General features: G+C 52.8%; 20 protein-coding genes and 4 pseudogenes. 12 read left to right on the forward strand and 12 right to left on the reverse strand.

All coding sequences use genetic code 11. The annotated features are described in order from the left end of the window. Positions 1–31: 31 nt before the first annotated feature. Positions 32–162, forward strand: a pseudogene (locus tag ACYZT5_RS33730) (DUF2514 family protein); the annotation flags it as partial. 676 nt (positions 163–838) lie between these two features. On the opposite strand, the gene ACYZT5_RS33735 reads toward ACYZT5_RS33730, so the two are convergent. After that, complete coding sequence (locus tag ACYZT5_RS33735; RefSeq protein WP_462049128.1) at positions 839–1,108, reverse strand: hypothetical protein; 270 nt, start codon at positions 1,106–1,108, stop codon at positions 839–841. Between the two features lie 371 nt (positions 1,109–1,479). Between ACYZT5_RS33735 and ACYZT5_RS33740 the strand changes: the two genes are divergently transcribed. From ACYZT5_RS33740 to ACYZT5_RS33750, 3 genes and pseudogenes are all read left to right on the forward strand, one after another. Then, the gene (locus tag ACYZT5_RS33740) at positions 1,480–2,682 is read left to right on the forward strand and encodes a sulfotransferase family 2 domain-containing protein (RefSeq protein WP_462049129.1); all 1,203 of its coding nucleotides are present in this window, start codon (positions 1,480–1,482) and stop codon (positions 2,680–2,682) included. Beyond that, positions 2,679–3,269, forward strand: coding sequence for an adenylyl-sulfate kinase (cysC, locus tag ACYZT5_RS33745; RefSeq protein ID WP_462049130.1), 591 nt, complete (start codon positions 2,679–2,681; stop codon positions 3,267–3,269). The genes ACYZT5_RS33740 and cysC overlap by 4 nt, the downstream gene beginning before the upstream one ends. Positions 3,270–3,321: 52 nt before the next feature. Next, a pseudogene (locus tag ACYZT5_RS33750) lies at positions 3,322–3,498 on the forward strand (IS3 family transposase); the annotation flags it as partial. 118 nt (positions 3,499–3,616) lie between these two features. On the opposite strand, the pseudogene tnpC reads toward ACYZT5_RS33750, so the two are convergent. The 11 genes and pseudogenes from tnpC to ACYZT5_RS33805 all read right to left on the reverse strand — a co-directional run bounded on the left by tnpC (position 3,617) and on the right by ACYZT5_RS33805 (position 16,217). Next, positions 3,617–5,024 (reverse strand): annotated as a pseudogene (tnpC, locus tag ACYZT5_RS33755) (IS66 family transposase). Between the two features lie 18 nt (positions 5,025–5,042). After that, the gene (gene tnpB / locus ACYZT5_RS33760; protein ID WP_462049126.1) at positions 5,043–5,402 is read right to left on the reverse strand and encodes an IS66 family insertion sequence element accessory protein TnpB; all 360 of its coding nucleotides are present in this window, start codon (positions 5,400–5,402) and stop codon (positions 5,043–5,045) included. 323 nt (positions 5,403–5,725) lie between these two features. Next, the gene (locus ACYZT5_RS33765; protein WP_462049131.1) at positions 5,726–7,945 is read right to left on the reverse strand and encodes a DUF7024 domain-containing protein; all 2,220 of its coding nucleotides are present in this window, start codon (positions 7,943–7,945) and stop codon (positions 5,726–5,728) included. A 99-nt stretch (positions 7,946–8,044) separates the two neighbouring features. Then, on the reverse strand, positions 8,045–8,977 hold the full coding sequence (locus ACYZT5_RS33770) for a glycosyltransferase family 2 protein (RefSeq protein ID WP_462049132.1): 933 nt from the start codon (positions 8,975–8,977) through the stop codon (positions 8,045–8,047). Further along, positions 8,970–9,374: a GtrA family protein gene (locus tag ACYZT5_RS33775; RefSeq protein ID WP_462049133.1), complete on the reverse strand. Its 405-nt coding sequence runs from the start codon at positions 9,372–9,374 to the stop codon at positions 8,970–8,972. The genes ACYZT5_RS33770 and ACYZT5_RS33775 overlap by 8 nt, the downstream gene beginning before the upstream one ends. Beyond that, a complete protein-coding gene (locus ACYZT5_RS33780; RefSeq protein ID WP_462049134.1) occupies positions 9,361–10,296 on the reverse strand; it encodes an NAD-dependent epimerase/dehydratase family protein in 936 nt (311 codons plus the stop codon). The genes ACYZT5_RS33775 and ACYZT5_RS33780 overlap by 14 nt, the downstream gene beginning before the upstream one ends. Continuing rightward, positions 10,293–12,008, reverse strand: coding sequence for a thiamine pyrophosphate-binding protein (locus ACYZT5_RS33785; protein ID WP_462049135.1), 1,716 nt, complete (start codon positions 12,006–12,008; stop codon positions 10,293–10,295). Before ACYZT5_RS33785 ends, ACYZT5_RS33780 begins: the two co-directional genes overlap by 4 nt. Before the next feature lie 3 nt (positions 12,009–12,011). Beyond that, positions 12,012–13,325 (reverse strand): lipopolysaccharide biosynthesis protein RfbH, encoded by a 1,314-nt coding sequence (gene rfbH, locus ACYZT5_RS33790; RefSeq protein WP_462049136.1) that lies wholly within the window; start codon positions 13,323–13,325, stop codon positions 12,012–12,014. A 29-nt stretch (positions 13,326–13,354) separates the two neighbouring features. Then, on the reverse strand, positions 13,355–14,440 hold the full coding sequence (gene rfbG / locus ACYZT5_RS33795) for a CDP-glucose 4,6-dehydratase (RefSeq protein ID WP_462049137.1): 1,086 nt from the start codon (positions 14,438–14,440) through the stop codon (positions 13,355–13,357). Position 14,441: 1 nt separating this feature from the next. Further along, a complete protein-coding gene (gene rfbF / locus ACYZT5_RS33800) occupies positions 14,442–15,215 on the reverse strand; it encodes a glucose-1-phosphate cytidylyltransferase (RefSeq protein ID WP_462049138.1) in 774 nt (257 codons plus the stop codon). Between the two features lie 12 nt (positions 15,216–15,227). Beyond that, positions 15,228–16,217 carry an FAD-binding oxidoreductase gene (locus tag ACYZT5_RS33805; protein ID WP_462049139.1) on the reverse strand — a complete coding sequence of 330 codons (990 nt, stop codon included), beginning with the start codon at positions 16,215–16,217 and terminating at the stop codon, positions 15,228–15,230. A gap of 504 nt (positions 16,218–16,721) precedes the next feature. Here ACYZT5_RS33805 and ACYZT5_RS33810 point away from each other — a divergent pair. The 8 genes and pseudogenes from ACYZT5_RS33810 to ACYZT5_RS33845 form a co-directional block, all read left to right on the forward strand. Continuing rightward, positions 16,722–16,889, forward strand: a pseudogene (locus ACYZT5_RS33810) (GDP-mannose 4,6-dehydratase); the annotation flags it as partial. Positions 16,890–17,235: 346 nt separating this feature from the next. Next, positions 17,236–18,267, forward strand: a complete 1,032-nt coding sequence (gene gmd, locus ACYZT5_RS33815; RefSeq protein ID WP_462049140.1) for a GDP-mannose 4,6-dehydratase — start codon at positions 17,236–17,238, stop codon at positions 18,265–18,267. After that, positions 18,267–19,163: a GDP-mannose 4,6-dehydratase gene (locus tag ACYZT5_RS33820; protein WP_462049141.1), complete on the forward strand. Its 897-nt coding sequence runs from the start codon at positions 18,267–18,269 to the stop codon at positions 19,161–19,163. Before gmd ends, ACYZT5_RS33820 begins: the two co-directional genes overlap by 1 nt. Then, the gene (locus ACYZT5_RS33825; protein WP_462049142.1) at positions 19,164–20,309 is read left to right on the forward strand and encodes a glycosyltransferase family 4 protein; all 1,146 of its coding nucleotides are present in this window, start codon (positions 19,164–19,166) and stop codon (positions 20,307–20,309) included. Continuing rightward, positions 20,306–21,415 (forward strand): glycosyltransferase family 4 protein, encoded by a 1,110-nt coding sequence (locus tag ACYZT5_RS33830; RefSeq protein WP_462049143.1) that lies wholly within the window; start codon positions 20,306–20,308, stop codon positions 21,413–21,415. Before ACYZT5_RS33825 ends, ACYZT5_RS33830 begins: the two co-directional genes overlap by 4 nt. 109 nt (positions 21,416–21,524) lie before the next feature. Then, on the forward strand, positions 21,525–22,496 hold the full coding sequence (locus ACYZT5_RS33835; RefSeq protein WP_462049144.1) for a UDP-glucose 4-epimerase family protein: 972 nt from the start codon (positions 21,525–21,527) through the stop codon (positions 22,494–22,496). Beyond that, positions 22,493–23,521, forward strand: coding sequence for an MraY family glycosyltransferase (locus ACYZT5_RS33840; protein WP_462049145.1), 1,029 nt, complete (start codon positions 22,493–22,495; stop codon positions 23,519–23,521). Before ACYZT5_RS33835 ends, ACYZT5_RS33840 begins: the two co-directional genes overlap by 4 nt. A 106-nt stretch (positions 23,522–23,627) precedes the next feature. After that, complete coding sequence (locus ACYZT5_RS33845; RefSeq protein ID WP_462052351.1) at positions 23,628–25,622, forward strand: polysaccharide biosynthesis protein; 1,995 nt, start codon at positions 23,628–23,630, stop codon at positions 25,620–25,622. Positions 25,623–25,727: the final 105 nt, after the last annotated feature.

Raw genomic sequence — 25,727 nt, forward strand, 5'->3', positions numbered from 1 at the left:
CATGTGCGCGACGAGGTTCCCATTGAGGTGCCGTGCCGCCATGGTGCTATCCGACCTGCTCGCACGGGCTGATGCTCGATCGGGGGAACTGACGAAAGCGTAGACCGAGCCTGGATAGCCGATCTGGTCTTCGAGTCGGCCTATACTGCCTTGCTCAAATAGTGGGAGGAGCTGGTGAGTGAAGGATTTGGCCGAGAGGATAGCTGCAGGCGAACCACCGATGCAGCAAGCCCTGCAGGCGTGGAGCGAGTACGAGGAGGCGAAGGGCTCCTGTTGGTCGAACAGGTTGAGCGACTGCGCATTGAGGTTGAGTCGCTAAGAATAGGTTGGTAACGCTTAAACCTTGGTGCCCCTGATTTTTCAGATGGCTCGAATTTCACCGTCTTTTCAATCACTTCTATAGAGAACGATTCAGCGTTGGCGGAGAATTCGGGAAGAATCGGCGTGCTCCTCGACGTCGGGATTTCTTGGATGTCAGTCAGGAGAGACTCGATCTTGGAAAAAAGTTGTGGTGTAAGTGTCTGGAATCGAGACTTTTGCTCGTCTTTCTGCGGCGCTCTTTTTCCTTTGCCTCCGTATGCTTTTTGATTTTCGCGATGAGGATGTCTCGGTTGCTCATGACCCAGTCCTTGATATTAAAGTGCCATTCAATCTTAGCCGAAATCTGCGGCTTGGAGCCATTAGCCAATTCTGCGTACTCGGCGGACGCATCCACTTCACTGATTGCGTTAAGAAACAAAGCCTCGAAGGTTCGGGGGTTCGGGGTTACTATTTTCGCCTCCATTCTTAATGTCTGGCGAACGTGGCGGCGAGAATACCAGTGCCGCCCCCGGGATCACTACCTCGATAGTTTGGTAGGTAACCCGGTGCGCGGGTCTTTACCCGTAGCATCTATGAGCCTCCTGGGAAGCTCGCTGATATGCTTGCTGACCATCAGCTCCCAGTTGCTTTTCATCTCTATATCAGTGGCGCGGCGGTTGAACTCTACCAGATCGGCCTTCGTCTTCTGCAATGCAGTCCGCAGTGTCCCGCATTCCTGGGTGACCTCAGCGTGCATCTCCACCAGCTTGAAGATGTTTTGCCGAGCCAGGCGCAGTTGCAGGGTCAATTCCTCTACTTCGTTCTCAAGTATTCGGAGCTGATGCCGATAGGCTTCGAGCGGTGTCGGGCAGCCAAGCCGAGCGCTGGTCTTTCGATTTCGTAGGAAGCCATTGAGAAACCTCGATCAAACGATCTCTATGTACAACAATTCAGGTGCGAGATTCCACCAAATCAAGGCTGCCAGGTAATGAAGGGATGGGGGGGTAGTCGGCAGTACGCCGAGGAGGACTAATACAATATTTAAGGGAAAATAGCATGAAGTTGGAAATTTACGAGGGTTTGGCAGTATCTGTGATACGTGCTAAATTTTTAATTTTCTATCGAGATTTTGATTGGTCGATCACTTAATTTTAATTCGATTTTTAGATTTGGTTAACAATGAACAAGCCACTTTATTATCTTCATATTCCAAAGACTGCCGGCACATCACTGACTTCATTTTTAGATGCGCAATATGACCCTTCTCAGATATGTCTTGCCCAATTGCTTCCCGAACTTTTTAAGTTGGATAGTGATTCTATTTCGAAATATGATTTTTTTCGGGGGCATCTATGGTTCGGCTTGAATAGTTATGTGGGGAGGGATTTAAACTATATAACGATGTTGCGAGATCCTGTACAGCGTACGATTTCATGGTATTCACATGTCAAACGTGACGTAAATGCTTATCGCCATGATCGCGTTGTGAAAGAAAATTGGTCATTATTTGACTTTGTTGCGGATAAAGAAACTCAGTGGGATATGGTGAACGCTCAAACTATATTTCTTGCCGCAGATTTAGATTTTGAGAAGCTTTCTAAAGATCCTGTCGGTTATGGCAGGGCTGTTATCAAGAGTTATGCTGCGCGCAACAAAGATCGAGAGTTGCTGGACTTAGCTAAATCTCGGCTTGAAAGGTTCATGTTCTTTGGTATCACGGAGCGAATGAATCACTCATTGCATTTGTTGTCACATGTTTTAGACGTTTACCCTCAATTTTCCCGTCAAAAATTGAATGTGTCAGAAAATCGACCGATGGATGATGAGATATCAAGTGATACAATTCATGCCATAAGAGAAATCACCTCATTGGATCAGGAGCTTTACGATTGGGCGGTGAAGACGTTTGAGTCAAGGTATGACGAATTGGTGAATTCACTACTCATAAATAATTATATCTCTAGCCCGAAGCACGCGGACAAGGCTTGTAATATTCAACTACCTTCGGAGGAAAGGAGAACTCTGCAAATCAATACAATATCCTTGCCGGATGCTATTGAGCAGGGCGCTACCTTTGAGGCTCAAGTCGAGGTAACCAACAACTCGAAATACCGTATTCAGAGTAATGGTCGCTATCCAGTCAATATTTGCTACCACTGGATAAATCCGGTCACAGATGAGCTCATTATCTTTGATGGGGTTAGGACCAAGATCGAGCCGACTTTGCTTCCAGGGGAAATCCTGAAACTTAATGTAGAAGTCATCGCTCCTGAACTGTCGGGATTATCAATCCTGCGAATTACTTTTGTTCAGGAAGGCGTGGCATGGTTTGATGAACCGCAGAGTGCGATTTTTTCTGATAGTGAGGTTCTTGTAAAATGAAAACAAGCGGGGATGACCTCACTTGGCATTACGGAACCTTGACCCGTGAAGATCGGGAGCTCCAGTTGGGGCAGTTAGCCATTACCCTTTGGCTCACGGGGCTTAGTGGGTCTGGAAAATCATCCTTAGCTTGTGCATTAGAAAAAAAATTAGCAGCCCAAGGTAAAAGTTGTTTTGTTCTTGATGGTGATAACGTTAGGCACGGTCTTAATAAAGACTTAGGATTTAGTTTGTCCGAAAGGTCGGAGAATATAAGAAGAATAGCTGAGGTTGCAAAGCTCATGAATGACGCTGGTCTGATAGTCATCGTAGCGATAATTTCTCCGATGATTGAGGACCGCACTTTAGCGGCCGAGATAATTGGCTCCGTTTGCTTTCATGAGGTTTTTGTAAGTACTCCTCTCAGTGTTTGTGAAGAAAGAGACTCCAAAGGACTTTATCGGAAAGCGCGCTGTGACTCGTTAGAAAATTTCACAGGGATATCCTCGCCTTATGAGCCACCGTTGGCACCGGCTTTAATTGTCGACAACTCTAGGCTTTCTGTGGAAGACAACGCAAAAACAATCATTCGATACCTAGAGGGCTAGTGCGTTCGCTCGCTTGGCCGAGCACCTTCTGATCTGTTTTCAGGAGGGCGTAATGGAAGCAGGAAAAAGGCGTAGTCAGCGAGACTACACGCTGACTTTTAAATTGTCGGTCGTCGACCAGATCGAAAAAGGCGAGTTGAGTTATAAAGAGGCTCAGGAGCGTTACGGGATTCAAGGCAAGACGACCGTACTGACGTGGTTACGCAAGCATGGTCGGCAAGATTGGAGCCCCGGCTCATACATTGGTTCGCCGAGGATGGGGTCTATGCCCGAGAAAAACCGACCATTAACGCCAGAGCAACGGTATGTGATCCATGAATCCCACATTTTAAAGGTGGGGCATATAGCTATCTTGGTATTTGCGGCGTGCAGTTCCACGGAAGCAAGGCTTCGAAGTCTTCTACTGCGGCGGCTTGCGGCAACCGTTCAAGTGCCAGTTCTTGCGCCCGATCACGAAGGACCTGATCGCGCGCTTTGCCGCGTTGTTGCCGATCGGCAAATAGCCGGCTTCGGTGTAGCGCACTAACTTGTCCCAGTTGCTGGCCAGATAACTGATGGCTTTGCCCAGCGCGTTTTGCGCCGTCACCTGAGACTGCGTTTTCTCCAGCCAGGTGTGTAACTGCGCCAGGACTGGCAGGCTGTTTTGCTGTCGACCTTCATGGCGATGTTCATCGCCGACTACTTTTAAATATCGCTCGATACCGTACAGCTTGTTGATCAGATTCAGGGCTATATCGGCATGCCCGGTTTTGCCCTTGGGTTGCACTTTTTGCGCCTTGACAAACTTGCGTCGCGCATGTGCCCAGCAGCCTAAACGTTCGACACCAGCCTGCGCGCCCAAGGAGTTATAAGCGACGTAATCGTCGGTCATCAGATAGCCGCGATAACCTTCGAGCAGGCGCGACGGCACGTCTTGCGCTCGGCTGGTCGAGTAATCAAGACGGATCACTGGCTGATTCGGCGGTCCGCCGGTTTATACCCACATCCAGGATTGGCTAGTCGGCTCTCGATCAGGCTCTTTCATCACCTGGACACGCGTTTCGTCGCAGTGGATTGCGTGACTTTCCTGCAGCCGGTCACGCATCAAGTTGAGCAGCGGTTGCAGGTGTTCGCCGCACTGGATGACCCAGCGTGCCAAGGTTTGTCGTGGAATATCGACGCCGTGGCGACCGAGTACTTTTTCGAAGCGATGCAGCGGCAGACCGTCGACGTATTTGGTGGTCAGCAACATCGCCAACACACTGGGACTGGCCATGCTCTTTTCGATCAATTGCGCTGGCTGGTCAGCGGTGACCGGCGCGGTTTCACAGCCACGGCAGGCGTAGACCTTGTGGATGTGTTTGATCACGCGGATCTGCATCGGCACGATTTCCAGCTGCTCGCTGGTTTCTTCGCCGATGGCGTGCTTGCGGCAGCCGCAAGCACAAGTCAGCTCGTGCGCTCGGGCAGTTCGTGGATGGCTTCGATACGGGGCAAGTCGGCGGGCAGAGGCTTGCGTTTGCCACGGCGTTTGGTCGGCGTGACGACTTCTTCCTCCACCTCTTCGGCGGCAGGTTCAGCGACACTTTCGGCTTCATTAAAAAGAGCCAATTGCGGGGATGCTGGATCGACGGTTTGTTCGGATTTACGCCCGAAGAGACGCTGACGGAGCAGCGCATTTTCTTCTTCGAGATGAACAACCTTGGACTGCATCTGAGCAAGTAATTGCTTGAGCGCAGTCAGGTCATCGGGAAGGTTGCCGTGCATGGAAATCATGCCGTGGATTATAGCGAATCAGGCGACAAATCGAGGTATCGAAACCTGATGTGGACGGTTGCGCCACAGATCAAAACCATCGAGCAGCCAGTTCAGCTCCTGGACCGTCAGCACGATGGCTTCGTCGGTGTTGATCGGGCGATGTTTTGAAGCATTCGGATTCAAGGCGTTTGAGCAAAGGCAAAAGGCGTTGCGTTCCCAATACAAAATCTTCACCCGATTGCTGGGTTTGTTGAGAAAGACGAAAAGCACCGGATCGAACAGCGCCACTTTGATATCCAGCTCCACCAGTGCGGCTAGGCCGTCGATGGATTTTCGAAAGTCTACGGGTTTAGGGTAGAGGTACACCTTTTCAACTATGGCATCGAGACGCATCATGGCCGCTGGCTTCTGAAAGAGATCGGGAGCACAGCATCAGGCATCAAATCCCGGCTTTGAATGTGGGGTTCGTGGAGCGGTTACAATCAAGCTAAGAAAAAGTGCAGGAGAGCGGTGAAGGGTTATAAACGACGGCTGGGTTCGGTTTGTTATAAAGAACTGAGCTCAGTATATTCGAACTTCACTCGTTCGCCTCTGAGTATCTCGGTACGGGTTTTAAATAGAAATGCCCTGGTTTTTGGTCAGGGCATTTATTTTTATAACGAGTCTCAACTATCCAGTCGATTGAGATGATTCTCTTGGTTTGAGCATGTGGTGAGTTGTTATAGCTCAAGTCGAAGCGAAACGAAACCAATTCCAAGTTTACGCTTGTCGCTATTGATGCCAAGTGCCCTAGGGGAGATTGGCTTTGATGGTAAGAATGAAATTGTATCAGTCGTCTGCCCCATTAGATCCACTTGTATGCGAACCTCTGATGCTGCACCCCCAAGTTTTATCTCGTACTCTCGACTGCCAATTAATACTTTTGCAGGCTTGTCAGCGTTAGGTCCGAAGGCTTGTGCGGTCATAATCAGCGTGAACGTTTGGGGTAGTGGAGAGGTAAAAATCAAGCGGGCATTCCCTTCCGACCAGCGCCCCCATGGCTCTAGTGATGAGAAGCCAGAAACATTTTGAATAAACGCTGGCCAACCTGGGCGAGTAAAAACTATCCCTTCTTGTAAGCTGGCAGAGTACCGCAGACCCAAATGGTCTGCATAGTAACCCGATTTCTCCATTATTTGCTTAGCGCTCAGGCCTACCAAGTTGGTACCTTCATTCGAGTTTACTTTAAAGAACGCGAGCTCACCATTCGAACTGTTTAAAAGTGGAGGAGAGCCAAGCAGCGTAGTTAAGCTTGTGATCAGCGCATTCGCATTATCCGAGTAACCACGACGATCAATGTAGATGCCATTGAAGCCCAAACGCTTTATGACCTCCAATTGCTTTTCTATAGATTCATTTGCAAGCGAGCGATAATACATGTCGCCATCCCGGCCCTTCATTCCACCAAAGCTCCAATGAAGGTTTTTTGAATGAACAAAGCCGGTGGCCAATTGATAATCAGCTAGCCGATTTAAGGGTGGGGTTTCCGGAAATGGCATATAAGGTAATTGGTAAATGGCAGCGCCTTCAGGTAATGAGCGCTCAATATCGCTTACAAAGTTCTTGTCGTTGTCATATGCCAACTTTTGCGGCGTGCTACATTCTTTGCATGGAGACGCCGTTTGGTCATACATGCCCACGATAAGTATAATTGCCGCTGCGAGTAATGAATGGGTGTGAATCTTCGAAGAAAATTTCTCTAAAAATAATTGGAGCGCCAAAAAGAAGGCAAGAACACAGCCAAAAGCAATGAAGATGCTAGCCCTGTTCCATCCTCTTATTGAGGGTGAGATGGAATAAGAGAAGAGTGCACCCAGACCACCAGTAGTAGCAAACAAAAACAATACAAGTGTAGAGGCAGCCAAAAAGGCTAATCTGTGATCTGCTCTAGTTCCGGAAAGAGAAGCCAGGATATACAAAAAGCACGTCAGTAACCCAAAAGACGCAATAATGCCCAAGGTTGACGTAGTGTTTTCGTTTATCAGCGGAGATCCGGCGTTATAAGATTGAGTAAATTGCCCAAAGTAGGATACTCGATGATCAGCTCTGGGGAGTATGAGTTGCATTAATTTGAGGGCGTAAATTTCTGATTCTACGGGTGAGCGTATTGCTACTTCCGAGTTTTCGCCTTGTTCATGCTTTCCAATTAGATTTGGGGTTATATTGAGTAATACGCCACTAGCGAGGATGGCTGTTATAAGTAGCGCGCGCTTGAATCCAAGGAGCTTTCCAGTTTTGATAAGGTTGAGGGCGCCTGCCAAAAAAATTAGAATCACGCCAAATAGCGTGTAGTACACACCAAAAGAAGAAATTACAAGCAGTGCGAGAGTAAAAAGTGCGTACTTAACCCAGGGTTTTCTTTTTGGGGTATTTAAAGTTTGATTGCTTGAGGAGCGAAAAACAGAAAATGCCAGATAGAAAAATATCGGAGCGACGAAATACCATGTATAGAAGAGGTGTGAAATACGCTGAAAGTGGAACGGCATGAATGTGAAAAGTAAAGCGCCCACAAATGAAAGCGCTCGCGAGACGCCAAAGGACCTGACTACGCAGAAAGAGGATATGAAGGCAGTTGGGAAGCTAAACAAGAGAAATAGGTTTATTGCAGTAAAGCTGCTGCCGGACAGTAGAGAAAATGCTTTGATGATTAAATGGCTACCGAAGTCGGAGCCTGGAAAATCAATAAAGTTTGAACCAAAAGGGTATCCACTTCTGGCGTTATTAAAGAGCCATCCTTCTGAAACGCTTTTGGCCATCCAGGCATGGAAAAGACTATCACCTTGATATGAGTACGGGTAAGAAACGTCGGGCCATAGCCCCCCCGGCCAGCCAGTAAGCAAAATACTTGCGAGAAAGAAGGATATGACAGCGCCTGAAAGTGCTAGCTTCCAGTTTTCCATGAGTACTGCTTGCAACGATTTTAGTGGCAATTCCGAATTTAATATGGCTTTTTCAAGTGGTGCACTATTTGATGTCACGATTGTCAGTCATCCATAAAGTCAATCAAAATTTACACGTTCAGACTCAACCACCAACGGCATGTTGCGCATCTGGGTATGAACCGAACCCAGGTATTCCCCCAGCATGCCCAAAAACAATATCTGTACCGAACTGAAGAAGAACAGAGAAATTAGCATGGGGGCGATGCCCACTTGGAACGAGTTCCAGAACAGCAGTTTGGCCACAAGAAACCCGAATGCGATCAACAGACTGAGTCCCGCCAGCAGCCCACCCCCCATGACCATGAGGCGCAATGGCACCTTGGAGTGGTTGGTGATGCCCAGCATCGCGATGTCATAAAGCGTGTAGAAGTTGTTCTTGGTGATGCCGCGCTGACGCCGTGGTTGCTTGAACGGCACCGTGGCGATGGGGAAGCCGATTTCACACAGCAGGCCGCGGAAATACGGATAGGGGTCGTCGATCTTCCTCAGGATATCCAGCACAACCCGGTCAAATAGGCCGGCACCGGTGGCATTCTGCACCAGCGGCACTTCGGAAATACGCGTAACGAAGCGATAATAAGCGCGACGCATCAGGAACATCAGGCGCGATTCCTCGCTCTCCGGCTTGACCGCCATCACCGTCTTGAAGCCTTCTTCCCACTTCTTGACGAACTCTTCGATCATCTCAGGCGGGTCTTGCAGGTCGGAGGCGATCAGCACGGCGGCGTCGCCACGGGCCTGCAGTAGGGCATGGTATGGCGAGCGGATGTGACCAAAGTTGCGGGCATTGAAAATCACCTTGACCCGCTTGTCTTGCGCAGACAGGGCGCGCAGTTTGGCGTGGCTGTTATCGGTGGAGCAGTTGTCGATGAAAATGTGTTCGTAGTCATAGTCAAGGCGTGACATCACCTCGACGATGCGCTGGTACAGCTCATCAATGTTGGCTTCTTCGTTGTAGCAGGGTGTCACTATGCTGATAAGCTTACGCATAATTGAAAACGAACCTGTTATTAATGACGAATGAAAGTAAGGCCATTGGCACGATCAAGGCCATGCCAGCCAAGTACGGGTCGATACCCAGTAATTTGAGCGCCGCAATGCCTGCCACATTGGCGCCATAGACGACGCCATAGCCGGCAATGAACCTGAAAATCAGCTTGTTGTTCTTCGAGCCGAATACAAGGGCACCGGTGCTTTTGAAATTGAAGGCTATGCCTAATATCGTGGCGAGCAGCAATGCCGCACTGTAGTGCAACCCGAGGTAGAGAAAGCCGGCAAAACAGCCGTAGCCGAACGCCGCATTCATCACCCCCACCAACAGGAATCTGAACAGTTTTACTTGTAGAAGCCTGCGCAACATGGGGGGTGCCTTTTTAGTCTCTTGCATTCAGATGCTGCCTGATTTCACGCATGACACCACTTAGCGAAGAGTCGCTGGGCACATAGCCAAACAGTTGCCCGGCCTTGCGATTGTGCGAATAGTAATGGGCCTTGGGGCCTGTGGCATTGACCCTTGCCTGGTCACCCACAATTGTGAATTGCAGGCCGAACTGCTCGCTCAAGGCCGTCAGCAGTTCGAACTTGCCGATGGGGGCCTGGCTGTAGCAGTCGACCACGTCGTTGCACGCTGGCGACTGCAGGATCCGGTCAATCAGTTGCAGGAAATCGGCGGGGGTGAGGTAGTCCCGGAGCATGTCATCGGGTGCCACCTCCAGTACTGTGCTCGCTTGCAGTGCACGCAGAATGTCGCTGAGGAAAAAGCGAGCCTCTACAGCCTGGCGATGGCTGAAGTAACTGAACACCCTCACATCGACAATAGCGGCCTCAGGCAGCGCTCGATGGCGGCACTCGGCCTGGAATTTGGCCGCGCCGTACCAGTCCTGCGGCTTTAGCCCATTGATCGCGAAGATCGCCTTCGAGGCCTCGGTTACAGGTGTTTCGAAGTTGGTACCGTATGCAGCACCGCTGCTCAGGTAGATGTATCTGCACTGAGGATGGTTTTGCAGGTACTCCAAGGCAAGGTTGTCATACAGCTCGGTGACGGTGAAGATGTCCTTGCCCATCTGTACGGCCCGGGCGGGATCACCAACGCCAACAAAGTTGATGATCGCATCGAACTGGCAACTGACATCGAAGCCGGAGTAGTCGAGCACGGCAAATTCCTTGCGCTCGGCAATGGCCCGCAGTTCGGCATCGAGCGAGCCCGGTGCGCGCACGAACAGGCTGCATTCATAAGCAGTATGTTCAGCGATGCTGGCTATCAGGTCTTTGGCGATATGACTGCTCGCCCCAAGGATGGCAAGCTTCATTTACCCAGATCCAGCGGTGGCGACTGCTCATCGATCGGGCGGCCAAACTCCAGGCGCGGCCGGCATTCCCGCGCATCTGGCATCATGACTTCGATGAGCATGGGTTTGCCGTTGGCAAGAAATTCGGCTACAGCGGCCTTGAATGCCGCCAGATTGACAACGCTTAGCGAATGTATGCCATACGCAGCGCCAAGGGCCTGGAACTGCGAGGTATAGCCGTCCCAGTAAGTCGAAGAGTTACGACCCTCGAAGTACATTTCCTGGAAGCCGCGGACCATTCCCAGCGAGTGATTGTTCAGTACGATAGTCAGGATCGGCAACTGGTCGCGGGCAATGATGTCGAGCTCCTGGATATTGAGCTGCGCGCCGCCGTCGCCGGTGATGACAACAACCGGTTTGTCACCTGCAATGCTGGCGCCCACGGCGGCAGGAATGGCAAAGCCCATGGTGCCCAGGCCGCCGGAGTGGTGCATGGCTTGGCCGGGGCTCAGGCGCAAGGTATGCGCGGCCCACATCTGGTTGTTACCAACGTCGGCAACATAGTCCAGTGCACGGTCGGCGGTCAGGTTGTTGAGGTTGTTCAGCAGCTCGAACGGGCTGATGTTCCACGCCGTGTACTCATCGACGAACGATTGCTTGAAGACCTGCACCAGGTGAGCGCGCCAGGCCGCCGGAGCGGGTTGCAGCTTGGCTGCATGCGCGATGAAGTCGACAAACACCGCGTCCAGGTCGGCATGGATCGACTCTTGGGCCTTGACCCTGTTGTCCAGCTGGGCCGCATCCAGATCGAACTGGATGATGTGCGCATTCGCAGCGAACGTTTCGGTTTTGGCCCCGGTCTGGCGCACGTCCATGCGGCTACCGAACACCACCAGCAGATCGCAGTGCTGGACGGCATGGTTGGCTGCGCGGGTGCCATAGGCACCGAGCATGCCGAGGTAGTGTTCGCTTGCCGTGATTTTTTCAGCGCCTTTCAGGCTGGCGACATGGGGGATGCCCAATTTGCCGACCAGGCTAAGCCATTGGCTGAACGCAGGGCTGTTTACTGCGCCACCGCCGATCAGGAATACCGGTTTTTGAGCCTTGGCCAGTGCAGCCCAGACTTCGCTGAACGAGGCGTGCTGCTCGGCAGCAGGCGTCGTTTCATTGGTCCAGGCGTTCAATAATTGGTCCAGCACCGCCTCATCGATCTCGGCGCGCTGGATGTCCATGGGAATGTCCAGCAGGACAGGCCCCGGACGGCCTTCCCGAGCGATGCGGATCGCTTTGAGAAGGCAGGGGATCAGTTCATCGACATGGGTGACCTGGCGAGCATACTTGGTGATGCTGCTCACCAGAGCAACGCTGTCGAGCTCCTGGAAACCCTGCTGGCGAATGGGGCGGTCGCCCTTCAGCTCATGCGTGTTGACCTGACCGGTCAGGAACAGGCAAGGGTGACTGTCCAGCCAGCAGTCTGCAATACCGGTGATCAGGTTGGTGGCACCGGGTCCACTTGTACCCAGTGCCACGCCCATGATCTTGTGATGGGTCGCACGTGCGACAGCAGATGCAGCAAAGGCAGCGCCTTGCTCATGGTGCATTGATACCAACTTGGTCTTTCCGAGCAAATTAATGCTGTCCACCAGATGGGTAATCATTCCACCGATGAGCTCAAAACCATACAGGACGTTAGTGTCTGCAAGTACTTTTGCTACTGCATCTGAAGCTTTCATATGTTAGAAACCGATCCCGAAGAACTCTTCCAGTTTTTCACCGACGTAATCGAAATGCTCTTGGCCCAGGGAGGGCTGAACGCCCAGCCAGAAGGTCTGGTTCATGGTTCGATCAGTGTTGGTCAGTTCGCCCACGACGCGGTACTCGATGTTATGGAAGTACGGCTGGCGGGTCAGGTTACCGGCAAACAGCAGGCGGGTACCAATCTTGTTCTGATCCAGGAACTTGAGCAGGTCGACACGCTTGATCCCGGCGCTTTCCTTCAGGGTGACTGGGAAGCCAAACCAGGACGGGTCGCTATTGGGGGTTGGTTCGGCGATTTCAAGGAAATCGCTCAAGCTCGCCAGGCGTTCCTTGAGCAGCTTGAAATTGCGCTTGCGAGTTTCGATGAACTCGGGTGCGCGGTCGAGCTGTGCCAGTCCGCAGGCCGCTTGCATGTCGGTGATCTTCAGGTTGTAGCCTAGGTGGGCATACACGTACTTGTGATCATAACCTTGTGGCAGGCTGCCGAATTGCTGGCCGAAACGGTTGCCACAGGTATCATCGCAACCGGGCGCGCAATAGCAGTCGCGTCCCCAATCACGGAACGATTCGGCAATTAATTTGAGCTGAGCGTTATTGGTGAACACCGCGCCACCTTCCCCCATGGTGATGTGGTGGGCCGGGTAGAAACTCAGGGTGGCGATGTCGCCAAAGGTGCCAACCATCTTGCCGTCATAGGTCGCACCGAGTGCATCGCAGCAATCTTCGACGAGCCAGAGATTGTACTTTTCGCACAGGGCTTTGACTTTGTCCAGGTTGAAGGGGTTACCAAGGGTGTGGGCGAGCATGATCGCCTTGGTCTTGGGGGTGATGGCCGCTTCGATCAGCTCGGGGTCAATGTTGTGGGTCGCCATGTCGACATCGACGAAGACCGGTATCGCCCCGAACTGTACGATGGGGTTGACGGTGGTGGGGAAGCCTGCAGCCACGCCAATGACTTCGTCACCTTTCTTGATGGCACGGTCACCTAGCTTGGGTGAGGTCAATGTGCTGAAAGCAACAAGGTTGGCCGACGAGCCCGAGTTGACGGTAATGAGATAATTGACACCGAGAAATTCGGCCAGTTTTTTTTCGAATTCAGCATTGAAGCGACCGGTAGTCAACCAGCCATCTAGGGATGCTTCGACCATCAGTTGCAGTTCGCGCGCGCCAATCACCTTGCCGGAAGGCGGGATGACGGTCTCGCCCCCAACAAAAGGTTTGGCAGCCAATGCAATCTCGGCGTAACGTTCAACGAGCTGGCTGATTTCCTGACGGAGCATATCGGGGGTCATAGTATTTCCTACTTAAAGCTTTTAGTTGGTTAGGCGCCAGCGGCCATGGCTGCCATGTAACTGTTGATTTCTTTCATGCAATGGGCATGCATATCCTCGCCTCGCAACCAGGCTCGATGCCAAGTGACGATGTGGGTTAGTGTGGCTTCCAGGCTCCAGGTAGGCTCCCACTTCAAGTGGGTTTTGGCTTTGGAAATATCCAACTTCAAGTAGCGCGCCTCATGGGGCTGAGATTCGCTATCAAGTTGCCAGCTTGCACCGGCGCCCCACGCTCCCACCATGTGATCGAGTATCCATTCGACGGGACGAGCATCTTCATCCCGGGGGCCGAAATTCCAGCCTTGCGCGAATGCATGTCCATGCTCCCACAGGTGTTGGGCTAGGACAAGGTAACCACTAAGCGGTTCTAGGGCATGTTGCCACGGGCGCGTCGCTTTCGGGTTGCGAACGATCACCGGCAGGCCTTTTTCGACGGCATGCAGAATGTCGGGAATGAGGCGATCTTCTGCCCAGTCACCGCCACCGATCACGTTGCCGGCACGTGCCGAGGCTAGGGCGGGCGCGTCATCAGCTTTAAAGAATGAATTGCGGTAGGCGGAGGTGACCAGCTCTACACAGCCTTTGCTGTTGCTGTAAGGGTCGTGGCCGCCCATTGGTTCGTTTTCACGATAGCCCCACTCCCACTCCTGGTTTTCGTAGCACTTGTCAGTCGTGACATTGACGATTGCGCGAAGGCTTGGGCATTTGCGTGCTGCCTCCAGCACATGAATAGTGCCCATGACATTGGTGGCATAGGTCTCGACCGGTTCTCGGTAGGACAGCCTGACCAAGGGTTGAGCGGCCATGTGGATCAGAATATCTGGATCAAAAGCCGTCATGCTTTCAGTAATGGCTTGCAGGTCGCGAATATCGCCAATCTGCGATGCCATCATGCCTTGCTCAACGCGCGCCTGTTCAAAAAGCGACGGAATTGTAGGCGGTGCCAGCGCGAAACCTTTGACGTGCGCACCCATGTCTTGTAGCCACAGGGACAGCCAGCTGCCCTTGAATCCGGTATGCCCTGTGAGGAATACCTTCTTTCCCTTCCAGAAGGCAGCAGTGACGGTAGCTTTCATATTATTCCCAGGATTTCCAAGGTGCCTTGCCATTTTGCCAAAGTTTTTCCAGCAGGTTTTTATCGTGCAGGGTATCCATTGGCTGCCAGAAGCCCTGGTGCTCGTGTGCCATCAACTGGCCGTCCGCTGCCAGCCCCATCAAAGGCTCTTGCTCCCAGACAGTGCTGTCGTCGATCAAGTATTCGAGGACTCGGGGGGACAATACAAAAAAACCGCCATTGATCATGGCGCCGTCGCCTTTGGGCTTTTCCTTGAAGTTGAGAACCTGGTGTTGCTTGATGTCCAGCGCGCCAAAGCGACCTGGGGGATAGGTGGCGGTGAGTGTCGCTGCCTTGCCATGCTGTTTGTGGAAGGCAATGGTGGCGCTGATGTCTACATCACCGACGCCATCGCCGTAGGTGAAGCAGAAAGCTTCTTCATGTCGAACGTAATCTGCCACGCGGCGCAAGCGACCGCCGGTCATCGAAGAATCACCGGTGTCGACCAATGTGACATTCCAGTCCTCGGCGCGTTTGTCGTGTACTTCCATGGTGTTTTCACGCATGTTGAAAGTTACATCCGACGAATGCAGGAAGTAATTGGCGAAGTACTCTTTGATCAGATAGCCTTTGTACCCACAGCAGATAATGAAATCATTGATGCCGTGCGCGGAATACATCTTCATGATGTGCCAGAGGATTGGTTTTCCACCAACTTCGACCATAGGCTTTGGACGTATACTGGTTTCTTCGCTCAGGCGTGTACCCAAGCCGCCTGCCAAAATGACCGCTTTCATGATTGCTCCTTATCAGTTTGAGCTTACAAATGCATCTGAATAAAAGTGTTTGACGGGCAGTCCCGAAGTCGTCAGTGCATCCCGTGCGGAATGAATCATGTCTTCCGAGCCGCAGGCATAGACGACCGATTGTGTGAGATCGATGGCATCCTTGATTAGCGCCGATTGTACATAGCCAGTACGTCCTGTCCACTGAGCGTCCGCTCGCGACAGTACCGGTATGAAGGTGGCGTCCAGTCTCTGAAGTTGCGGGTTCCAATAGATGTCGCTGAGCGTGCGGCCTCCCCAATAGATGAAGATCTTCTTCCCGGCAGTCATCGAGGGGTTGTCAAGCAATTGTTCAAGCATGGCCTTGACGGGAGCAATGCCAGTTCCGGTGGCCAGGAAAACTATGTTTCTAGCGTCCTTTTCACGCAGGCAGAAGGTGCCTAACGGGCCTTCCAGTCGTAAGAGATCGTTGGTCTTTGCACGGGCGAACCAGTACTCCGACATCATGCCTTGCTCGACCTCACGGATCTGTAATTCGAGTTTTCCGTCAGCGCGCTGTGCATTGGCAATGGAATAGCTGCGGCGCAGGCCAGCTTCGCCGATGATGTCGAGGTACTGTCCTGGCAAATAAGTGAGTTTGCTATTGGGCGGAACTCTAAGGATGACTTCCACGACATTGTCGGCGAGCTTGCTAATCGTGTCGATTCTGCAGGGGAGTGTCTTCACGACAATGTTTCCGAGTGCTCCAAGGTCTTCGGCATCGATCTCCACATCGGTGAGGGCGTGGCGGCAGCACGTCAAGATCAAACCTGCAGCGCTCTCATCGGGTGTCAGAGACGTCTCGCCCTTGAACGCTTCAGTTTCACCGGAGAGAACTTTGGTTTTGCAAACACCACACCGTCCAGTCCTGCAACTGTATTCGAGAGTGATGCCTTCAGCCCTGGCACTGTCAAGCATTGATGTGCCTGTCTCGGAGCTGAATGTTTTCCCGTTATGAAGTTTTACTGAAGCCATATTGGTTACCGGATTTGAAAATTCTGTACGGACTGCAATGCTGCCGTCAGCTTGCTCCAGAATCGAAGATTCGACGGCTATGAACAAATGGAGATTTTAAGTTGACGGGCGTTGAATGAAGGTGAAAGGCAGCGCGTGAACAGACAGCGGGCACGGAAAAATCAACGGTGCTTCAGAAAGTGCTTCTGGCGATGGTCGTGACCACTGCGGTTCTGTGCGCAGGGCTGGTGTTGGCAAGCCCTTGTAACAGGGAGGTTCAATACTGCCGCCACATCAACAGTCACCAAATTATTCTCATGAAATCCATCATCATGCTGAAAGCTCACATCCATGTCGGGTTATGAAGTAGCGCCGCCAGAGGGTTGAGCCTCATGCCTTCAAAGGGTTGGATGATAACCTAGGTGCGAGTTGTGTGCATCAATTGTTGCAGGGGGGGGGCGTGCGTTGGTTGCGCGCGAGCGGCCTGCCACACTACCTTGGTGCGGCAGGCCTAAACAATTCGCTACTATCAACTATCGAGCGTCGTAGAGATATTCGCTGCCAGTGTCATCCTCTTCTTCCACGAGTCTCCTTTGCGTGGTCGTGAGTTCGTAACCTGTAAAATCACTGACTCTCTGGCCAGGATCAGGCTGGGCCTGGTGCGAAAAGAGGGCGCTGGGTAACTTCGACGCAAGCGTGACACGGTGCTGATTTTCGCTTGATTAGTGGCAAAACGACTTGGCTATTGAAAGTCGCGAAGCCTGACCTTTGCTGAGTCAAAAGCCTCGCCACTTTTGTGTCGAGGTTTTTTTTATGGGGCTCATGGTTTTTTACACAACTATAAGGAAGCTGTTTTTTATGGGTGGGCTAGGGTGCTCGAGGCGACAGGAGGTTAGGGGTTCTTTCCCTTTTTAAAGTTCCTTCAGGGCAGGCAATTTGGGTATCATTGCGAACCAGAATGGTCGCTGCGGCTCTAGCCGTGCATCTTATTTTTGTGAGCAAGCCAACCATGGCGCAAAATGGAGTTTCGAGGATTCGCATGAAAGCAATCGTTACCGGCATCACTGGTCAAGACGGCGCCTACCTGGCGGAACTGCTGCTGGAGAAGGGGTACACCGTATACGGTACCTACCGTCGTACCAGTTCTGTCAATTTCTGGCGTATCGAGGAGCTGGGCATCCAGTCCAACCCTAACCTGCATTTGGTCGAATACGATCTCACCGATCTGTCTGCCAGCATTCGTTTGCTGCAGTCCACCGAAGCCACCGAGGTCTACAACCTTGCTGCGCAGAGCTTCGTGGGTGTTTCGTTCGAGCAGCCGATCACTACCGCAGAGATCACCGGCCTCGGCGCGGTTAACCTGCTTGAAGCGATTCGGATCGTTAATCCGAAGGTTCGTTTCTATCAGGCATCTACCTCTGAGATGTTTGGCAAGGTGCAGGCTATCCCGCAGATCGAAAGCACGCCTTTCTATCCGCGCAGCCCATACGGTGTCGCGAAGCTCTACGCTCACTGGATGACTATCAACTACCGTGAGTCGTACGGCATTTTTGCCACCAGCGGTATCTTGTTCAACCACGAATCCCCACTGCGTGGCCGTGAGTTTGTGACCCGCAAAATCACCGACTCCGTTGCCAAGATCAAGCTGGGTCTGTTGGACAAGATGGAACTGGGCAACCTCGACGCCAAGCGCGACTGGGGTTTTGCCAAGGAATACGTCGAAGGGATGTGGCGCATGCTGCAGGCCGATGAGCCGGACACTTTCGTGTTGGCGACTAACCGCACCGAGACCGTTCGCGATTTCGTCTCCATGGCGTTCAAGGCTGTTGGTATCACTATTTCCTGGGCGGGTACTGCCGAGGCCGAGCAGGGTACTGATGCTGCCACCGGTAAAGTGCTGATCACCATCAATCCGAAATTCTACCGCCCAACCGAGGTTGAGTTGCTGATCGGGGACCCGGCCAAAGCCAAGGAAGTTCTGGGTTGGGAGCCTAAAACGTCGTTGGAAGAGTTGTGCCGCATGATGGTCGAAGCAGACTTGCGTCGTAATGAACAAGGATTTTCGTTCTGATGACCATTGCCGGCAAACGTGCGCTGATTACAGGTATTCAAGGTTTCACCGGTCGTTACATGGCGGATGAACTTCGGGCTCATGGCTACGAGGTGATTGGGTTGGGCAGTCAGCCTTCCAATGAGCGCAATTATCATCAGGTGGACCTGGCGGATGGCCCGGGGTTGCGTGCGTTGCTGGCAAATATTCAGCCGGATGTTGTTGTGCATCTCGCAGCATTGGCGTTTGTCGGGCATGGTGCAGCGGACGCGTTCTATCAAGTGAACTTGATAGGCACTCGTAATCTGCTGGAAGCCGTCGCGGCCAGTGGAAAATCCCTGGATTGTGTACTGATCGCCAGTAGCGCCAATGTCTATGGCAATGCTTCGGGTGGCCTATTGTCGGAGACCACATCTCCGGCGCCGGCCAACGATTATGCCGTTAGCAAGTTGGCCATGGAGTACATGGCCAATCTTTGGCACGAGCGTCTGCCTATCGTCATTACTCGTCCTTTCAACTACACAGGTGTCGGTCAGGCCGAGAACTTCCTTTTGCCGAAAATTGTTTCACATTTTCGTCGAAAGGCGCCAAAGATCGAATTGGGCAATCTCGATGTTTGGCGTGATTTCAGCGATGTTCGCGCATTGGTGAAGGCTTATCGAGGGCTTATCGAGGCGAAGCCACTCGGGCAGACTATTAATGTCAGCTCTGGCAATACTCATTCGCTTCGTGAAGTCATCGAAATGTGCAAAGGGTTCACCGGGCATGATATCGAGGTCGAAGTGAATCCGGCCTTTGTGCGAGCCAATGAGGTGAAAACTTTGTGCGGGGACAACTCGAGGTTGCGGGCGCTGGTACCCGGCTGGACAACACCGTCTCTGGGCGAAACCCTTAGCTGGATGCTGACGGCTGAATAGATGAAGTTAATTCTTTCTGTTGAACCGGTCCGCTTCCCGCTGACCGGTATTGGTCGCTACACCTACGAATTGGCGCTACGACTGCAGCAGAACCCGGAAATCACCGATCTGCAATTTTTTGCCGGTCGGCGGTTTTTGCCTGCGCTGCCAACGGCTGCCGACGAGTCGGGCAACGGCTATGGCTTGAAACGAGCAGTACAGAAAAATTTCCTGGCGGTTGAAGCGTATCGACTGCTTATGCCGCTGCTCAGGAGGCGCGCATTAAAAGGCCATGGTGATTTTCTTTACCACAGCCCGAATTATTATCTGCCGCCCTTTGCTGGCCGCAGCGTTGCCACCTTCCACGACCTGTCTCCGTTCACCTGGTCTCACTGCCATGCGCCCCAACTTGTGCGCTATTTGCAGAAAGAGCTTAAAATCACACTGGTAAGAGCAGATGCGCTGATTACGGACTCTGAGTACACGCGCAAAGAGTTGGCAGAGTACTTTTCCTGGCCCATTGAGCGTATCTATACGGTGCCGCTGGCCAGTTCTGCCGAGTTTCATCCTCGTAGCGCGGATGAACTGAGAAACACCCTTTCACTCCACGGTCTTACGGTTGGTGGTTACAGCCTGTTTGTCGGGACGATCGAGCCTCGCAAGAATATCGAGACGTTGCTTGATGCCTATTCCCGACTGCCTATCGAAGTACGCAAGCGCTGGCCTTTGGTGTTGACTGGCTATCACGGCTGGCGCAACGAAAGCATTCACCAACGGCTCGAAAGTGCCCGGCGTGAGGGCTGGGCCTTTTATCTAGGCTTTGTACCCAGTGAAGACCTACCCCTGCTGTTTGCCGGGGCTCGTCTTTTTACCTTCCCTTCACTGTATGAAGGGTTTGGTTTGCCGGTTCTGGAGGCCATGAGTTCTGGTGTCCCGGTCGTTTGTTCAAACAGCTCATCACTCCCAGAGGTTGCTGGAGATGCGGCCCTGATGTGCGAAGCCAAGGACACCGAGACATTGACTGGACTCATCCAGCGAGGTCTGGAGGACGAGATGTGGCGCTCCAGCGCCGTTGAGCAAGGCTTGCTACATGCCGCGAGATTTTCGTGGGAGCGCTGCGCAACGGAAACGCTTCAGGTTTATCAGAAGGTGCTCAAAGGACAATGATCAAGGTTCTGCACTTCTTCAAGACCTACTACCCAGAGACGATGGGCGGTATTGAGCAGGTCATTTTTCAGATTGCTGAAGGTGGCGCAAAGCACGGCTTTGAATCCGAAGTGCTTTATCTCAGCAAGCGAGGCGCAGCACGTAATGAACAGGTGGGACACCACCTGACTCATCGCTCCAAACTCGACCTGCACGTAGCGTCCACCGGTTTCTCGCTATCGGCGTTCAAGGATTTTGCCGAGCTGGCGCAGAAGGCAGACATTATTCACTATCACTTTCCGTGGCCATACATGGATCTTGTGCATTTCGCCAGTCGAATTCGCAAGCCTGCCGTCGTCAGTTATCACTCTGATATCGTCAAGCAAAAGACACTCCTCAAGCTTTATCAGCCATTGATGAACCGCTTCCTGTCTAGCGTCGACTGTATCGTTGCCTCATCACCCAACTACGCTGAAAGCAGTCCGGTATTAACGCGCTTCAAAGACAAAGTCCGCGTTGTTCCCTATGGGCTGGACCGGCAAACCTACCCGACGCCTTCTGCTGAAAAACTGGATTTCTGGCGAGCGCGTCTAGGGGAGCGTTTTTTCCTGTTTGTGGGTGCTCTGCGCTACTACAAAGGATTGGATTATCTGCTTGACGCTGCAAAAGCCACTCAACTTCCCGTCGTCATTCTGGGGGGCGGACACCTTGAGATGGAGCTCAAGGCTCAGGCAAATCAATTGGGGCTGTCGAATGTACATTTTCTCGGTGGCTTACCTGATGAAGACAAAGCGGCTCTTTTAACGCTGTGCTACGCGTTCGTTTTTCCGTCGCACCTGAGATCCGAGTCTTTCGGTATTTCGTTGCTTGAAGGTGCGATGTACGGAAAGCCGATGATTTCTTGTGAGATTGGCTCCGGCACGACTTACATCAACATCGCAGGAGAAACCGGGTTGGTTGTACCTCCTCGCGATGCTATCGCGCTGGCGGAGGCAATGAACCACCTCTGGAATCAACCCGCGGTTGCTGCTTCGATGGGGGAGGCGGCTGCACGGCGTTTCGAAGAGGTGTTTTCAGCTGATTCGATGGCTAAATCTTACGCAGAGATTTATCGGTCCCTGCTTTGAAGTATTTGCTCCTGACCTGACTTCAGTATTTGCATCAAATCATCTATGTTCGAAACGTCTCTGCGGACTGGCAGAACATGGATGTTCTATGTATTCCCAAGGGTCACCGATGAGATCTAAAACATTCCTGGTTACCGGTGGCAGTGGTTTTGTAGGGCGCGCACTGATTAAACGATTGGTGCAGTTGCCTGACTGTTCTGTTGTGGCGCCGGTCCGGGCCACGTCGGCTGTGCTCCCGGCGGGTGTGCGCCAACTACCTCTGACGAGTCTCAATGGTACAAACGATTGGAGTGAAGCCCTCACCGACGTCGAAGTTGTTGTCCATGCGGCTGCTCGCGTTCACGTCATGAAAGAAGTCTCTTCCGATCCGCTGGCGGCGTTTCGTGAGGTCAATGTCGAGGCTACATTGAACCTCGCTCGCGCGGCCGCGGCGTCCGGAGTGAAACGTTTTATCTACATCAGCTCGATCAAGGTAAACGGGGAGGGGACTCCGCCTGGCACTGCGTACAGCGCAGATGATGTGCCTGCTCCCATTGACCCTTATGGGATCTCGAAGCTTGAGGCAGAGCAAGGCTTGAAGGTGCTTGCCGCAGACACGGGCATGGAAGTGGTCATCATCCGCCCTGTGCTGGTCTACGGGCCTGGCGTCAAGGCCAACTTCCTCAGCATGATGCGCTGGTTGTACCGTGGCGTTCCCTTGCCTTTTGGCGCTGTCCACAATCACCGCAGTCTCGTTGCCATAGACAATCTGGTGGATTTTATCGTGACCTGTTCCGAGCACCCAGCGGCCGCCAATCAAGTGTTCCTGGTCAGTGACGGCGAGGACGTGTCGATCACGCAATTACTACGCAAGTTGGCGGGCGCTCTGGGCAAACCTGCCATATTGTTGCCAATACCTGCCTGGCTCATGAGCGGTGCGGCAGCGTTACTGGGCCGACGAGCGCTGTCGGATCGTATTCTCGGGTCCTTGCAGGTTGATATCAGCAAAAACCGACAGCTATTGGGCTGGACTCCTCCGGTCACCCTCGATAAAGCGTTGAGCCTGACCGCACAACATTTTCTGGATTTGCGTAAATCATGAGTTATGGCTGGTTTATCCCTGTCATCGTTGCTGTGTCTTTTTCCCTCACCTGGGCTTTACGTCGTTACGCTCTGTCTCGAAGCCTGATGGATATTCCCAATGCCCGAAGTTCTCATTCGGTTCCCACTCCTAGAGGGGGCGGTGTGGCAATTGTCCTGGCATTTACATTGGCACTGGGGATGCTCTTGTTTGCCGGGTTAATGCCTTCTTCGGCGTTTTTGGCGATCGCCGGAGCAGGTGCTCTGATCGCCGTTATCGGATTTATGGATGACCACGGACACATCGCCGCCCGTTGGCGCTTGTTGGGGCATTTCGCTGCATCGACGTGGTTGCTGTTCTGGATCGGTGGGTTACCTGTAGTTGAAATCGGCGGGGGGACTTTCGACCTCGGGTGGTTTGGCCATGTGTTAGCAGCGTTTTATCTGGTATGGCTACTTAACCTTTACAACTTCATGGACGGTATCGACGGCATTGCCAGCGTCGAGGCGATTTGCGTTTGCCTTGGGGCTTGTCTCCTGTATTGGGTGAGTGGTGCGACGGACTTGGTCTGGGCACCCTTATTGTTGGCCGTGTCCGTGGCGGGTTTTCTCTTTTGGAATTTCCCCCCTGCCAGAATTTTCATGGGGGATGCCGGGAGCGGATTCCTGGGTATTGTCCTTGGAGGGCTCTCACTTCAAGCGGCCTGGGTCTCTGCTGACTTGCTATGGGGTTGGCTGATTCTGCTCGGCGTATTTATTGTCGATGCAACTTTCACTCTGTTTCGCCGTTTACTCAGGGGCGACAAGATTTACGAAGCACACCGCAGCCATGCCTATCAGTTTGCCTCCCGTCGGTTTGGCGACCATTTGCCGGTTACTATAGCGGTGGGCGCGATCAATTTGCTTTGGTTGTTGCCTATCGCACTAGGCGTTACGCAATTTGGCCTGAACTCCAGTCTGGGTGTGATTTTGGCCTATGCTCCACTGGTCGTGCTGGCGATCAAGTTTCACGCTGGAGAGCTTGAAGGGCCATCGGTGAAGAACTAAGTAACAGTTCTGTCATTTAGGATTAAAGTGCATGAGATGCGCCTGTAAAGTTTCACCACTGTGATGCGGCAGTTGAAGGGAGAAGGCTGAAGTGCTTGAAGAGTTCATGGATCGGGTCCGGGCGAGTCTTGTAGGGCTTCCCAGGCGTCAGAAGCGATTGATACAGGTTGCCACAGACATTTTTCTGGTCTGGGTTGCCTTGTGGTTGGCATTTATCGTCCGTCTGGGTATCGATGATATGTACAACCCTTTCAGGGTTCATTTCTGGCTGTTTGTCAGTGCCCCGGTCGTCGCCATTCCCCTGTTTATCCGCTTCGGCATGTATCGGGCAGTGATGCGCTATTTCGGCAACGACGCGTTGATTGCAATTATCAAGGCCGTCAGTTTGTCTGCGTTGATTCTGGCAGTCGTGGTCTATTGGTACAGCAACCACGAAACGGTGGTGCCGCGTTCTATTGTCTTCAACTACTGGTGGCTCAGTCTGGTCATCATTGGTGGTCTGCGCCTGTGCATGCGTCAATACTTCATGGGCGACTGGTTCACGGCCGCCCAGCACGTACCGTTCACCAGTCGCGACGATCGCCTCACCAAAGTCGCCATCTACGGTGCAGGTGTGGCCGGCAACCAGCTTGTAGCGGCACTTCGCATGGGCCGAGTCATGCGTCCCGTGGCGTTTATCGATGATGATCCAAGCATTGCGGATCGTTCGATTGCAGGACTACAGGTCTACAAACCCAAACACATCCAACAGATGATCGACGTAACCGGCGCGCAGGAAATCCTCCTGGCTCTGCCGTCGTCTACCCGCGCACGACGTCGGGAAATTCTCACTATCCTGGAGCGTTACCCGCTTCATATCCGAAGCGTACCCAACTTCACCGATCTGGCCAGCGGCCGGGTAAAGGTCGAAGATATCCAGGAAGTGGATATCGCGGACCTTTTGGGTCGCGACTCGGTACCAGCGCAACCAGACCTGCTCGAACGCTGTATCAAAGGCAAGACAGTGATGGTCACTGGCGCCGGTGGATCGATCGGTGCGGAGCTGTGCCGGCAGATTTTCTCGCTTGGGCCGACGACGCTTCTGTTGTTCGAGCACAGTGAATTCAACCTCTACAGCATTCTGTCGGAATTGGAGCAGCGCGCCTGCCGGGAGTCGGTTCCTGTCCGTCTGCTTCCTATCCTCGGCTCGATCCGGCACCAGGACAAACTTCTGGATGTAATGAAGACCTGGGGTGTGGACACCGTCTACCACGCTGCCGCTTATAAGCACGTCCCAATGGTCGAGCACAACATTGCCGAAGGCGTGCTTAACAACGTCATTGGCACGCTCAACACGGCTCAGGCTGCGTTGCAATCAGGTGTGTCCAACTTTGTGTTGATCTCCACCGACAAGGCTGTTCGCCCCACGAATGTGATGGGGAGTACCAAGCGTCTCGCCGAAATGACGCTTCAAGCGTTGAGTCGTGAGATTGCTCCAGTGCTGTTCGGCGACAAGGCCAATGTATCCCGGGTCAACAAGACCCGTTTCACCATGGTGCGCTTTGGCAATGTGCTGGGGTCTTCCGGCTCAGTGATCCCGCTGTTTCACAGCCAGATCAAATCCGGTGGCCCGTTGACGGTCACCCACCCGAAAATCACTCGCTATTTCATGACCATCCCCGAAGCCGCGCAACTGGTGATCCAGGCGGGTTCCATGGGGCAGGGCGGTGATGTGTTTGTTCTGGACATGGGCGAGCCGGTGAAGATTGTCGAGCTGGCCGAGAAGATGATTCACCTGTCGGGCTTGAGTGTTCGTTCGGACAAGAATCTGCAAGGTGACATCTCCATCGAATTCACTGGTCTGCGTCCCGGCGAGAAGCTTTACGAGGAGTTGCTGATCGGCGACAACGTGGCAGCGACGCAACATCCGATGATCATGAGCGCCAACGAAGATCATTTGCCTTGGGATGTACTCAAGGGTCGTTTGAGGGAGTTGCTGGTTGCTGTCGATCATGACGATTACAGTCGCGTTCGTCAGCTCCTGCGCGAAACCGTCAGCGGCTACACCCCCGACGGCGATATCGTCGACTGGATCTACCAGCAACGTCGCCTCGAACCCTGATTGTTTCACATCCTGTAACGGACACATTTTTGACAAGCTCCAGCCATCGCCTAAGTTTGGGAGGCAGCTTCGGAAAAGCTGCTTTCTCAATCGATGTCATGGAGC

The sequence above is a fragment of the Pseudomonas sp. LB3P14 genome (assembly GCF_054898045.1).